The following is a 13,896-nucleotide window of genomic DNA, read 5'->3' on the forward strand; positions in this document are numbered from 1 at the left end:
AACTTCGGGGGGCGTACAACAAGATGGCCAACCTGACGCCTGCGGAACTGGCGCGAGGCGTCGTCTGTGCGTCGGCGGGTAATCACGCTCAAGGAGTGGCCCTCAGTGCGCGACGACTGGGGTGCCGCGCGACGATTGTCATGCCTGTGACAACGCCGCGACTGAAGTCCGACGCGGTCCGAGCACTGGGGGGTGAAGTTGTTCTTCATGGAGACAGTTACTCCGACGCATATGGGCATGCGCTTCAACTTGAATTGAGTGAGGGGCTGGTCTTCGTTCATCCCTTCGATGACCCGGCAGTGATTGCTGGACAGGGAACGATCGGGATGGAGATTCTACGACAGCACCAGCACTCCATTGATGCGGTTTTTGTGGCGATCGGTGGCGGTGGGCTGATTTCAGGAGTCGCCGCCTATATCAAGGCTGTCAGGCCCGAGATCAAGATCATTGGAGTGCAGACGACAGACTCGGATGCCATGATTCAATCCGTCCGTGCGGGCAAAAGAATTCAGCTTCCGGATGTGGGACTCTTTTCTGATGGGACTGCCGTCAAACTGGTGGGAGAAGAAACATTCAGGCTGACGTCCGAACTGGTAGATGATTTCATCACCGTCGATACCGATGCGGTGTGTGCCGCCATTAAGGACGCATTTGAAGATACACGAAGCGTCCTGGAACCGGCCGGAGCCCTCGGTATTGCGGGGATGAAACAGTACATCGCGAAGAGGAATCTGACAGGTAAGACATTGGTCGCAATCACCTGCGGCGCCAACATGAACTTCGATCGTCTGCGCTTTGTGGCGGAACGGGCAGAAGCTGGGGAAGCGCGAGAAGCGTTGTTTGCGGTTTCGATCCCGGAAGAGCGAGGCAGCTTCAAACGGATGTGTGAAGTCATCGGACAGCGAAGCGTCACTGAGTTCAGCTATCGTATCTCGGATGATCGTGAGGCCCATGTCTTCGTTGGCCTGGTGACGACCGACCGGGCGGAAGCCGCCAGCATCGCAGACGCATTCATCGAGGCGGGATTCAATGCGATCGATCTGGTCGATGATGAACTGTCCAAGGAACACGTCAGGCATATGGTGGGAGGGAGAAGCCGAAACGCCACTGACGAACGCCTGTATCGTTTTCAGTTTCCCGAACGGCCCGGGGCGTTGATGCGGTTTCTGTCCTGTATGCATCCCGATTGGAATATCAGCCTGTTCCATTACCGGAATCAGGGTGCGGACTATGGACGTATTCTGGTCGGGATTCAGGTTCCAGATCGGGACCAACCGTTGTTTCAGCAGTTCGTCCAGACACTCGGCTACCCCTGTATCGACGAGACTCATAACCGCGTCTACCGTTTGTTTCTGCGGTAACAGGGAGATCCGGATCGAGGGCGGAGGGAAGTTACAAAGTCAGCCTCGTTTCAGGTGAGCCGTAAACTGCGAACCCTGTTGCGATCGGTATCGCGTCATGGGCAAGGCCTGCGGCAAGGATCACTTTAGGCCCTGCAATGGGGCTCGACGACCAAGCACTGGGGCCTCGCTTCCCTTCGAGTGGTGACCGCCGGACGACGAACTCAGTTTTTGGTGACCAATAAAGATCTCCATCAGAATAGCGATTTTCTCGGAGCCCACAGGGATTGCCAATCTGTCAATGTTAGTTAGAATCGGCCCGTCTCATTGGGCGTCCGATCAGAAACGATCAGGACAGGAAGCCGGTTAGAACCCGGCACGGGACCGCCGCTGTATACGAGGAGAACTTCGGACATTGTGCCACTGTCGGCTCAGGCTGATGGGAAGGCGTTCGAGGTTCGTTCGACTCGTGAGTCAGAATACGGCCCGGTGAGACGCCATGTGTGATGCTCCGGCCTCAAGCGTCCCTGGAAGGCATGTCCTTGCGCACGGTGCTGCGCTCGTGTCTTTCCGCTGCCGAAGCTGCATGGCGAGAAAGACCCTCACATGCAATCTCTCTTCCTCCGCCGGCGCGCCTTTACGTTAATTGAACTTCTGGTCGTCATTGCCGTCATCTCTGTCCTGATGGGCTTACTGCTTCCCGCAGTCCAACAGGCGCGTGAGGCGGCCCGCAGAATGGACTGTCGAAACCATCTCAAGCAGATCGGGATCGCACTCCATAACTACCATGACATCTATAGTATGTTTCCCAAGGCCGGATTTGCAGCAGGGTTTTCCTCTTCTGCCCAGCTCAAAAATGTCAATCTGATCCGAACTCGAACGATCAGTTGGGGCGTCGCCATCCTTCCTTGTCTGGATCAGGCAGCCCTGTTCAACGAATGGGACATGAACCGTTTTTATCTGGAACCAGAGAACTGGTCCGTCGCCGAAGAGGTCCTGCCCGTTTATCTATGTCCTTCCAGTCGCACGTCGGATCGACGAAAGCTGCAAGGGGATAATGCCAATTTTCCTGGAATCCGATTTGGACGGAGTGACTACGGGGCTAACTACGGAGAACGCGCAATTCGCTGTTTTGGCGAACCAGTCGGATGCCAGGCCCAGAACAATTATGGAAGCAATTCTTATGATTCCCGCGGGCCGTTTACCGTCGTCTCCACGGGTTATCAAAACAACGTCTCGTCCAGAGATGTTATTGACGGACTGACGCAGACAATCTTTGTCGGCGAAGCACCTGAAGCTTTGCACGGGATCTGGGCCGGCCACAAAAATTTCTTCGACCAGTCAGCCCCCATTAACGCGCGCTATAGCCTTTCGTCACAGACGAAATGGCAATCTTGTGTTACGACCGCCAGTAGCAGCACATTAGGGCGGATTGGTTGCGACTTCGGTCAGGAATTTCATAGCTATCACATCGGGGGAGCGAATTTTCTGCTGGGGGATGGCTCTGCCCGTTTCATCAGCGAGACGATTGACCTCAAGGTCTTTGCTGCTCTGCTATCCTACAAGGGGGAAGAGATCGTCGGCGACTATTAATCGCAACGATCATTCGCCTCAGAAATTCTTACTCTAATTCTTAGAAGTGGTATCGAATCAGCGATACCACTGTGGTGTTGCGACAGCTTCTCTTTGAGGCTGTGCACGTCGCTGTGACCGCCCCTCCAGCCCGTTAATTTCGCTGAGGTGGCGACGTAAACGACTGCGAAGTCGCATTCCTATGAGAGCTTTTCTGCAGAAGTCCGCGATGCGGACGCTGCGTTTTTTGTCCGTCGATTACGACCTGGTCTGAACCTCTGTGCTCTCACGTTGTACTGAGAGTCTGTTCTGTCTCAGCGTGCAGCACCGGTGTGTCCAGTCGCCCTTGAAGCGTCGTCGTCGAAGTTTTGGTTGAAAGGTCGGTATTATGATGTCATTGGCTGCGTGTTTTTCGAAATGGGCGCTGTCAGTCGCTGTCGTGTTGGCAACGATGTCCGCGGTGAGCGGCGGAGAAATTGTCGCCACATTCCAGGATCTGCCGCTCTCCGCAGGTTCTCACGGGCCTCCGTTTGATGCGGGGGGAGTGGTCGTGCCTGGCGGATATTCTCCTGAGATCCGGACCGATTTCGTGACGTCGGGTGTCACTTTGTCGAACTTCCAGGACCAAGGGGGATCCGGTTTCTGGCATGGTTTTTCATACTCGAACGAACACAACACTGTCGATGGCGGGTATCTGAATCAATTCAGTGTCTTCGCACCTGGAGATAGCAGTTCCAATCAATTCGGAGTGGCATTCGGATACGATGATGTCTCTCCGAACGTTCTTGATCCAGTTCCTTTCAACCCGATGGATGTGAGCGCCTTAAGAGATCTCCCCCACTTTTCTCTGCCGACGGGGGCGACCATTCTGAGCGCCCAAGTCGCCAACACCACGTACGCGGCACTCTCTATGCTCTGGGGAGATTCGTTTGCGAAAGCTTTCGGAGGTGCGTCAGGAAATGATCCTGACTTTCTGATGCTTTCAGCGTATGGCACTGATGCGGACGGAAATGTGCTGAGCACCTCGGGTGGGCAGTCGGTGGCTGCAATTTCTGCGGAGTTCTTTCTTGCGGATTATCGATTTGCCGATCAAACCCTGGATTATGTCATTGCCGACTGGACTCTCTTCGATCTGTCGTCGCTGGCGGGTGCATCGACGATTTACTTCAATCTTTCTTCATCCGATACGGGGCCCTATGGGATGAATACTCCCGCCTATTTTGCGATTGACAACATCACATATGCTGTCAACCCCGCGGCCGTCCCTGAGCCGGGCTCGCTGATATTGCTATTGTCAGGGGGAGCCGGCTTGTTCATCGCACGGAACAGGCGGCTTGGTGAGGGTGCGGAAAGGTCATCTGTGGAATCGTAGGGAGCGACTTTTCTCGAATACTCCTGACCGTACCATTCGTACGCAGATGTTCGCGTCGATTGGCCGACAGATGACGTATCAGCAGAGTATTCTCGTGTCGTGACGAGGTTCGTCGCAGCAGTGACGCCTCTTGAGTTACTTCCTCATAGTTGCCCAGCCGAATCAAAGTTCCTCGGCTCCATACGTCTGGGCCACGCCTTGATGAATCAGGTCAAATCTGGATGATGGTACAATCGTCGAATTGAATTCCTGAGGAAGGCGTGGCCCGGATGAATTATTTCGCTCACGCGCTGAACCATCTTCACGAGCCTTATCTGATGGCTGCGACGGGGGTCCCGGACTGGTTGTCCGCGGCGGATCGGAAGGTGCGTCTGAGGCCGCGTCATGTTGAGCCCTGGCTGGCGTCAAATGACGACGTGCAATCCGCCGTGGCTGCGGGAGTGCTGCAGCATCTACACGATGACGACTGGTTTCATGCCACGCGCGGGTTTGTTGAGGTGACGTCTGAACTGACACGGATGTTTCGCGAGAATCTCGGCCCTGATGAAAAGTATCACTGTAACTTTTTGGGGCATGTCGGCATGGAACTGATTCTGGATGGAGTGCTGATGGACCAGTACAACGTTCAGTTTGAGGACTACTGGCGGTTGCTGGATGATGTTGACCCCGCACAGATCGAAGTGGCGGTGAACCGGATGGCCCGTACACCGACAGAACGACTGGCTTGGTTTATCGAAGTCTATCGGCGTGAGCAGTTTCTGCGTGGGTACGAGAGTGATCTGACATTACTGCTTCTCTTGAATCAAGTGCTGATGCGAGTCAAACTGTCCCCGATTCCGACCGACGCCAGTGAAGTCATCACGGCGGGTAGAGATCTCGTTCGTCTGCGTTTGCGGGATCTGCTTCCCGCAGATCGCTTCACGTTACCATGATCACATCCATGATCTGATTCGCGAACTTTTGGGGTGAACCGCATGAAATACGGAATGAATATGCTGCTCTGGACGTCCGACGTGACGGAAGAGCATGCCGGAATCCTCGAGAACCTGAAGAAGTGGGGATACGACGGCGTCGAACTTCCCGTCTTTGATCTCGATCCCGCGAAGTTCGCCAGACTTGGCAAGATGCTTGATGCGATGGGTCTTGAGCGAACTGCCGTAACTGTCTGTTCCGATGCCGACAACCCGATATCCGCCGATCCCGCAATTCGCTCTGCCGGGGTCGAGCGATTGAAAAAGGCGATCGACACTGTGGCGGCCGCTGGAGCAAACCTGCTTTGCGGTCCTCTGCATTCGGCGTTGGGGACGTTCAGTGGGACCGGTCCGACTGCGGATGAATGGAAGTGGGGCCTCGATTCACTGACGAAAGCCGCCGACCACGCGGCGAAAAACAACGTCACCCTGGTCTGTGAATACCTCAATCGATTCGAATGTTACTTCCTGACCAGCGCGGCGGACGATGCCCGATTCTGTCGCGAAGCTAATCATCCGAATTTGAAGATGATGTACGATACCTTCCATGCGAATATCGAAGAGAAAGATCTCGCGGCCGCGATGAAGGGGTGCTGGGACCAGGTCGTCCATGTGCATATTTCAGAAAACGATCGTTCGACTCCGGGTGAAGGACATGTTGACTGGGAGACCACGTTCAAGACGTTGAAAGAACTGAAGTATGATGGCTGGTTGACCGTTGAAGCTTTTGGTCTGGCGCTGCCGGCACTTGCCGCCGCGACGAAGATCTGGCGTCGCATGTTTCCGACCGAAGAATATCTGGCTCAGAACGCACTGGCGTTCATGAAGAAGGGAATGGCAGACTGAGGGCCGCTCGTCTCGCTCGCCGAGTCAGCCTTCTCGATCAGGCGGAAGTCATCGATGATTCGCCATAGATATGTCACCCACTGCGCCATGGCCTGCAAGCCTGGCTGCGGTGGGTGATTCGTGTACCCACCACTGAGGATTCTTGCAACGGCTACCGCACATGATTTGGGGTGCCTCATGTGGTTTCCCCGAGAATGTTCGATGACAATCCCAAACCGCTGTCGACGCGGCGCGGCGTCGATCGTTCTCTGGCTGACTAAGGGATAATGAAGACGGCGCCGACTGCGGCGCCCGCCTGATACAGCGTACCCCGCAGACTGTGCGGAATGATGTGCTTACGGTAGGGAACAGGACTACCCGGTCGGTCGACCCCGAGTGTGTAATAGGGCTCGGTAAGTGGATGAACTCCCGCCATGTACGGAATGAAGGGGACGCGGCCGAAGAAGTGCACGAATGAGACAAGCGCCTGCAGCCGCTGTCCTCGGCGGGGTTCCTCTTCGCAGATGCCGCAGTCACAGAACCCGTACGCGTACCCGAGTCGCTCGAGATTCGGCTCTTCAAAGAGCAGCGGAAGGCTGCGGGTGGCAGGAGCCTCCCAATGAAAGCAGGTGTAGGCCCAGGGGCGGTCTGTGCCGTCGAAGATGAGGTCCACGGATTCGTCGAGATCGCGAACGGATTTGGACTTTGGCAACAGCCCCGCCGGAGGGGCGATCGTCGCCTTCACGTCAGACAGGGGGCGATGGACAGGCCGTCCCGCGAAAGCAGGGGATTCCGAACTCGACTTCGAATCGGTCTCGCCGGACGGTGACGGAATATCAGCAAGTCGGTCAAGTGCGTCACCGATCTCAGACGACTCAGCAACCAGATTATCCCCACCCACGATTTCGATGAATGGCTCAAACTCGGGGAGTGGATCGGCTCCGTACCCCGCGTACCCGACCACGAACGCGGAACTACCCAGCACGCAGCAAAGCAGCTTTCGAAGGCTGGCGAGTCGGGCAGTTCCTGTCATGTTCGCTTATCCTCTCAGCGAAGGCCGAAGCGAGAATCCATTCTCGTAATCTTATTTTCATTCGGCTCAGGCTGATGCAATCATGCAGTTCAGAGTGTGCGGAGAGATTAATTGATACCCTGAGAGATGTTCATGCAGATTGCCCAGTCTGACATGAGTACCATTTGGCGTGTCGCAGCTCGTTGCGTAAAGCCATGGGGCAGATTTTGCGGCTGGAGGGTTGGTAGCGGGTCCAACCTGAACCGAGCGGGCCGGATCTCAGATCAATTCCGCGACCGGTTTGCCTCCGTCGGTCAGCTTCAATAATCGGCCGTCCGGAGCAAAGTAGTCTTTAGTAACGTCCAGACCGAGGGCGGTGAACAGCGTTGCATGGAAGTCAGGGATCGTGACGGCCCGATCTTTGACTTCCATGCCATCCTCAGTGGATTCCCCCAGCGCCTGGCCGACCTTGATACCGCCGCCGGCGAGAACGGCGGAAAAGACGTTGGGGAAATGGTCGCGGCCGTTGTCTCCGTTGATTTTGGGTGTGCGACCGAATTCGCCGACGCAGCAGACGAGAGTCTGATCAAGCAGACCCCGTTCCTGAAGGTCTTCGATCAGGGTTGCCAGACCTGCATCGAGGGTAGCGGACAGGTCCTGGACCTGGTTGAAATTGTTGTCGTGCGTGTCCCAGCCACCGAAGTTCACTTCGACAAATTTGACTCCTGATTCGACGAGCCGCCGCGCCATGAGGCAGGCTCGGGCGAGATACCCATCGTTAATCCCGCTGCCGTACCGTTCGAAGAGTTCCGGCTCGCTGGCGGCCGCGTCGTAAGGCTGGAACACCTCGCTGTGCCGCATCCGATCGGCGCGCCGAGCCAGTTCTGTGAGATCCGTGCCCAGCGGTGTTTGAAACTTCTGACCGAACTGCGTGTTGAATTTTTCCAGTGCAGCGAGTCGACGCTTGAGCCTCGCGTCTGTCAAATCTTCCGGGAGGGCCAAGTTAGGAGCCGGGTTGCTGACGTCTTCGATCACAAAGGGGCCGAACTGAGGCCCAAGGAGACTGGTGCCGAATCGCCTGCCGATCGAGACAAATGCGGGAACATCGGCGGCAGGATCAGACTGTTGCCAGGCGACTGTTGATCCGAATACCGGGTACTGAATGCGAGGGTTGGGCTGATACCCTGACAGCATCAAAACTTGAGCCCTGTCGTGGTCCCCTTCTTCGCTGCTCAGCGTTCGGACCACCGCCAGTTGATCGGCCATCGCAGCCAGACGAGGAACATGCTGGGAAAACTGAATGCCCGATAGCTTGGTATCAATCGCCTCGAACGGTCCGCCGGTCGGTGTGCTTGGCTTGGGATCGAACGTGTCGATCTGACTGGGGCCACCTTCGAGGAAGATCAAGATGCATGCTTTCGCGCCGGCCGCTTTCGTCTGTGCGGATAGCAGCGCCGTCCAGAGGGACGTATTGAAGAACGAGATCCCCGCAGCGGTGGCGGACTTCAGGACCGATCGACGTGAAAACAATGAAGGAGACATGCACTGTATTCCTAGTGATTGGTGACAAATTCGGACGAGTTCAGCAGTACCCACAGAATGTCCTGCAGGCCCGTGCGTGGATCGTCCTCGCTGCTTTGATCCTGAAAGAACTCAATTTCTTCGATCGTTGGCCGTCGTGAGAGAAGTACCAGAAACATCCGCTCGATATGCTCGGAACTGACATGGGGGCCATACAGTCGAATCGCGACCTCGCTTCCCAGATCGACTGCTCCGCGGACGTAGTCGCTGTTGTACAGCGCGAGAGATCGACTCAATGACAATGGGATCGCCCCCAGGTTATTGTTGGGGATGTCCTGGGAAAATTCCTCGCCAGTCACGTGTGCCAGGCGGTGGTCATTCTCGTCGAAGTGATATCCGAACGCCTGACCGATCGAGAGATGAATCTGGTCGGCCGACAGCGGCCGAATCCTCGCTCGTGACCAGTTCGCCCGTTCCGTGTGCGCCTTCTCCGGATCGAATCGGGAGTCCGCCGATACGTCGTTGTGACTCGACCGCTGGTACGTCCTGGACTTCGCGATCGTGGTTACCAGCTGCTGGATGCTCCAGCCGCTATCGCAGAAATCGGCAGCCAGCAGATTGAGTAACTCGGTATTCGGAGAGAGATTTTGGGGCGGCCAATCATCCAGACTGGGAACCAGCCGTTCGCCCAGCAACCGTTCCCAGACCAGATTCACCATGTGCCGACCGAGGTAAGGATTGGAATTCTCGGTAAGCCATTCGACAAGTACGGCTCGTCGCGCTCTTGTCGAGTCCGTTCGTGGGCTGTCAGGAAGTTGAGGGAAAATCGTTCGCAGCGGCTGTTGTCCATTCTCGTTTGGACTCGCCTTTCGATCGGCAACACGTAGCTCGCCGCGCGGCCGCTCGATGATTACGAAGAACGATTCCCCTTCCTGTGGATTGGTCGGCGTCATCTTTCGCAGTCGAGCGAAATGAGCAGCCAGACCGAGGAAGTCCTTTTGTTTCCAGCGCGCATGCGGATGATCGTGGCACTCGGCACAGTGCATGGAAAGTCCCAGAAACTTCTGGCTGACTGCACCCGCCAGCGGTATCGGTTCCGCATTGTAGCGCATCAGAAAATTCGTTGCCCCGCTGACATCGCTTGTTCCCTCACCAAGAATCAATTCGCTGACGATTTCTGTGTAGGGCTGGTCCTCGTGAAAGGCCTTTGTCAGAAACTGCAGCAGGCGGCGACCGTCATACCCTTCTGTCTCGAATGGGCGCTGCTCAGTCAGATACTCTGCCCAGATTCGACCCCAGTGGCGGGCAAATTCCGGTGATTTGACCAGTCGTTCGATGACGTCGCCACGATCCAGAAGGGACGAAGAAGTCACTTTCAAGACTTCCTCTAAGGGCGGAGTTCGTCCCGCCAGATCGAGCCAGACGCGGCGGAGGAACTCTGTGTCACTACATGTGGGAAGGGGTGAGATGCCTTCAGCGTGACATCCCGTTTCCACGACCTCATCGATTCGGGTTCGACTTTCAACCTGCTCCACGTGTTCGGCAGAGAGGCAAACCGCGACCCTTGAGATCAAAATGGCGACGCACCACAGAACGGCACTTCCGCAGCGGACTCGGTCCATAGTCTGACTTCTCATCAGTAACATCCTACGAAACACAGATCGCTTTCGAGGGACCGGGCGATTAATCATCCCTGTCTGCCTGATGCGACCACCGATAGTCGACATTATGTCTGAAGACGGACGCGAGGTGAAACCGCTGTGCAGTTTAATTCGCTGGACCACCAGCAGCGTTACAAAAAAAAGTCAAATTTCTCTTGGAAAAATTCCCGCACCATTCTCGATGGGGATCGGGCTGACGAATTTGGGCACCCGTACGGAGAATCGAGCGAGTTGCGTCGCCGATGGTAACCGACTCAGGCGGGGAGCAAGCGAGTTTGCTCGGTCCCCTGGAGGCGATGATACGACGGGTGCGGCTACGCCACCCGGTATCGATGACTCGTCTGAGCGACTGTTTCAGTCACGTTCAATCACGCTTGGGCACGGTGGGCGCGAACTCGCTGGGTTTCCTTGAAGACACCAGTCAGCAGACCGATTCCCGGTGAGTCGCGTTGCTCGAATTCGGATGGGACCGGAACTTTACGGAGCCGTTCGGTCAGTGGGGTACCGCATTACGCAGGTGTGGATTTTGCAATTGTCCGCCATGCTCGGAGGTGGCCGCCCGAAGCGCCCTCCGTTGCGTTTTCCTTCTGGAAACTCATGGGAAGGCTCGCTTATCCCGGTCCGAGACGGCCACTTGGGCAATTCGGCTACTTTTCATTCGCAATGCAGAACAGGTGGTGCTCGCCACGAATGAAGAGTTCGTTGTCGACAGGAGCCGGAGTGGCGTCGACGGTTTCTTCGACCGAGTTTGTTCCCACGATTTCGAGTTTCGGAGCATCTTTGATGACGACCGTCGTTCCGTTGCGTCCCGTCAAGAAAACGTATCCCCCTGCGGCGACCGGTGAAGCATAGATGCTGTCGAGTCCGGGGATGCGGTTGCCCATGTAATAAGGTTTTCCGGTTGCGGCATCGACGCAGGAGAACTGTCCCGATTTCCCCTTGTGAAAGTAAATTCTCCCCGAAGAGAGGAGCGGAGAGGCAATGTCAGGAGTGTCCCGATCAACGGTCCAGGCTACCTGGTTGGTCCCTTTGATGTCGCCTTTGCCATTCAGGCGAAAGGCACCCATGAACGAGCCGCGGTGACCGCTCGTAACGTAGACGACTCCGTTTTCCGCGACAGGAGAAGCGACTGGTCGCTCGGTCTGACCACCACACCGCCAGAGTTCCTTACCGGAATCCAGATCGTAGCTGCGCGCAAACTTCTGACCATTCAGGACGACTTGTTTGCGTCCTTCGTTGTCGACCACGAGTGGCGTGGCCCAGCATGTTGTTTCATCTCGATCCGTCTTCCAGACAGTTTCGCCGGTCAGCTTATCGAGTGCAAAGACGGCGGATTTTCCTTCGTGGTCCCAAGGAACCAGAATCTTGTTGTCTGCCAGAGTCGGCGAGCTTCCTTCGCCGAAGCTGTTGCGGATGTCCATCTTTCCAAAGTCGTCACGTTTCCAGACGAGTTCGCCATCGAGCGTGTAGCAGTACAGTCCGCGTGAACCGAAGTGGGCATAGAGTCTTTCACCGTCCGTGCAAGGAGAGGCCGAACAGAACCCGTTCGTGGAATGGGTCTGCTGGTGTGGCTTGGCGATGACGGCCGACTTCTCCCAGACCAGATTGCCCGTCGCGCGATCGAGGCAGATGACCTTAAAATCGAGGGCACCGTCACCCGCACTCTTTCCCACGGCGGGAGCTGCTGTGGTGACGAAGACGCGATGACCCCAGATCACAGGAGACGACGATCCGAGTCCTGGAATCTTGTATTTCCATTTGACGTTCTGTGTCGTGGTCCATTCAAGCGGCGGGTTCGCTGACGGGGCGGTTCCATTTCCCGTGGGACCGCGCCAGTGTCCCCAGTTCTCTGCGTGAACAACCGAACTGAAGCAGAGAATTGCCACGATGGCAGAAACAGTGGATTTTCGCATAGGAATTCCTGACAGGACGCCCCGGGGGCTCTGACCTTGTTGACATACCACGGTGCAGGATTCTACGACAAAACGGTGAGGCTTTGGAGTGGATTCCGCTCCGCCTAAGGCTCGATACCACAAACACGGACTTTGGTGGCAACAGGACACTTAAACCAGCTTGGCAAAAGTGTTATGTCGAAAACGTTCTGAGGATTTCACACACAGCGACCGGTCGTCAGCTCGATTTCAGGAAATATCCGTCGGCGGGGAGTGCGATTCGAGCGGCGAGGACCACAGTCTCTGCATCCTCTCGCCATTTCTTACCCCCCGCCTGCACTCGCCCTTCGGACAACCGATTCTCAACTGGAGCTGGCGCCAGTCAGGGAATTGAAGCGAATGGGCACCCCATGCTCCTTGAGGTACTGTTTGGTCTCACCGATGGGGTGAGTTCCATAGTGAAAGATACTGGCCGCCAGAGCTGCACTGGCGTGACCTTCGGTAAGGACTTCGCGCAGGTGTTCAGGGTTTCCGGCGCCACCGCTGGCAACAACGGGAATTTGCACTGCGTCCGCGACGGCCCGAGTCATTTCCACATCATAGCCGTCCTGGGTTCCGTCCGCGTCCATCGATGTGAGGACGATTTCCCCCGCACCAAGTCGCTCGACTTCTTTGGCCCAGGCGACTGCTTCCAGCCCTGTTGGAACACGTCCACCGTTCACATGGACCTCCCAGACTTCTTTGCCGTCCCGCTGGACTCGCTTGGGGTCAATGTTGACGACAATGCACTGGCTTCCAAATTTCAACGCGGCCTGGCGGATGAAGTCTGGATCTTTGACCGCGGCCGAGTTGATCGAGACCTTGTCGCAACCGGCATTCAGCAGCATGCGGATGTCGTCAAGCGTCCGAATCCCGCCCCCCACTGTCAGAGGCATAAAGCAGACTTCGGACGTACGTCGGACCACGTCCAGAATGATTCCTCGTTCCTCGTGGCTGGCGGTAATGTCGAGGAACACCAGTTCGTCGGCACCATCTTCTTCATAGCGGGCAGCAACCTGGACTGGATCACCCGCGTCGCGCAGATTCAGGAAGTTCACCCCTTTCACGACCCGTCCGCCGTGGACGTCGAGACATGGAATAATGCGTTTAGCGAGCATCAGTTGTGTTTTCAAAAAAAGTGAGTTCCGGGTGCCAGTCAGGGAAACTCTAAATGAGATTCCCTGCTAACGTCAAACCGTCTCGTTTCATCCAGGAAAGTTGGGGACTTTGTGAAATGATTCGCTGCCCCCAGCGTGAGTCCGACGGTCTAACCCAGGTTCGCCAGTTTTCGAATCCAGTCTTGATTTGCCCAGATCGCTGGGGTCGGTGATCCTCACGCTTCCTCTGTTACCGGGGCGACCGACTGGCCACACTGGCGTGGTAACTGAGCGGAATCGATGTCGGCTCTGACCATTTATCCAGTGGGCAAATGGAAAACCAGGAGATCAGGACAATCTCATCTTGTCGAAATTGCAATGAATTGCTCTGCTTTCCGCTAATCTGGGTCTAAAGAGAAGGCATATCAAAGCCGTTCTGGAAGAGTCTGAGCAGGGAAACGATTTACGGAACGTGCACATTGGCAATCAAATACGGCGGCGATGCTGTTGTGGTTGGTCGATGGGCGCTTCACCATTTCGACACGCTGGTTTGAACTGCGACAGATCTTTCCGAGGGCTGGTGTCACTGATCAG

At 56.1% G+C, this 13,896-nt stretch carries 10 protein-coding genes and 1 riboswitch; of the genes, 5 read left to right on the forward strand and 5 right to left on the reverse strand.

The window, feature by feature from the left end:
- From ilvA to VGE80_RS23045, 5 genes are all read left to right on the forward strand, one after another.
- Nucleotides 1–1,361 (forward strand): threonine ammonia-lyase, biosynthetic (ilvA, locus tag VGE80_RS23025; protein WP_440594276.1); only part of this gene is annotated, 1,361 nt, incomplete at its 5' end.
- Nucleotides 1,362–1,652: 291 nt separating this feature from the next.
- Nucleotides 1,653–1,844: riboswitch (cobalamin riboswitch) on the forward strand.
- Nucleotides 1,845–1,946: 102 nt separating this feature from the next.
- On the forward strand, nucleotides 1,947–2,933 hold the full coding sequence (locus VGE80_RS23030) for a DUF1559 family PulG-like putative transporter (protein ID WP_440594277.1): 987 nt from the start codon (nucleotides 1,947–1,949) through the stop codon (nucleotides 2,931–2,933).
- 367 nt (nucleotides 2,934–3,300) lie between these two features.
- Complete coding sequence (locus VGE80_RS23035; RefSeq protein ID WP_440594278.1) at nucleotides 3,301–4,284, forward strand: DUF4465 domain-containing protein; 984 nt, start codon at nucleotides 3,301–3,303, stop codon at nucleotides 4,282–4,284.
- A 269-nt stretch (nucleotides 4,285–4,553) separates the two neighbouring features.
- Entirely contained in the window at nucleotides 4,554–5,216 is a 663-nt protein-coding gene (locus tag VGE80_RS23040) for a hypothetical protein (RefSeq protein ID WP_373652258.1), read from the forward strand.
- Nucleotides 5,217–5,258: 42 nt separating this feature from the next.
- The gene (locus tag VGE80_RS23045) at nucleotides 5,259–6,101 is read left to right on the forward strand and encodes a sugar phosphate isomerase/epimerase family protein (RefSeq protein ID WP_440594279.1); all 843 of its coding nucleotides are present in this window, start codon (nucleotides 5,259–5,261) and stop codon (nucleotides 6,099–6,101) included.
- Between the two features lie 256 nt (nucleotides 6,102–6,357).
- On the opposite strand, the gene VGE80_RS23050 is transcribed toward VGE80_RS23045, so the two are convergent.
- From VGE80_RS23050 to hisF, 5 genes are all read right to left on the reverse strand, one after another.
- Nucleotides 6,358–7,113 (reverse strand): hypothetical protein, encoded by a 756-nt coding sequence (locus VGE80_RS23050; RefSeq protein WP_440594280.1) that lies wholly within the window; start codon nucleotides 7,111–7,113, stop codon nucleotides 6,358–6,360.
- A 258-nt stretch (nucleotides 7,114–7,371) separates the two neighbouring features.
- The gene (locus tag VGE80_RS23055) at nucleotides 7,372–8,634 is read right to left on the reverse strand and encodes a DUF1501 domain-containing protein (RefSeq protein WP_440594281.1); all 1,263 of its coding nucleotides are present in this window, start codon (nucleotides 8,632–8,634) and stop codon (nucleotides 7,372–7,374) included.
- 11 nt (nucleotides 8,635–8,645) lie between these two features.
- Nucleotides 8,646–10,250, reverse strand: a complete 1,605-nt coding sequence (locus VGE80_RS23060) for a DUF1549 domain-containing protein (protein WP_440594282.1) — start codon at nucleotides 10,248–10,250, stop codon at nucleotides 8,646–8,648.
- 671 nt (nucleotides 10,251–10,921) lie between these two features.
- A complete protein-coding gene (locus VGE80_RS23065) occupies nucleotides 10,922–12,187 on the reverse strand; it encodes an outer membrane protein assembly factor BamB family protein (RefSeq protein ID WP_440594283.1) in 1,266 nt (421 codons plus the stop codon).
- A gap of 341 nt (nucleotides 12,188–12,528) precedes the next feature.
- On the reverse strand, nucleotides 12,529–13,323 hold the full coding sequence (gene hisF / locus VGE80_RS23070; protein WP_440594284.1) for an imidazole glycerol phosphate synthase subunit HisF: 795 nt from the start codon (nucleotides 13,321–13,323) through the stop codon (nucleotides 12,529–12,531).
- Nucleotides 13,324–13,896: the final 573 nt, after the last annotated feature.

Origin of the sequence: Schlesneria sp. (genome assembly GCF_036405755.1) — a bacterium.
GTDB classification, from domain to species: domain Bacteria; phylum Planctomycetota; class Planctomycetia; order Planctomycetales; family Planctomycetaceae; genus Schlesneria; species Schlesneria sphaerica.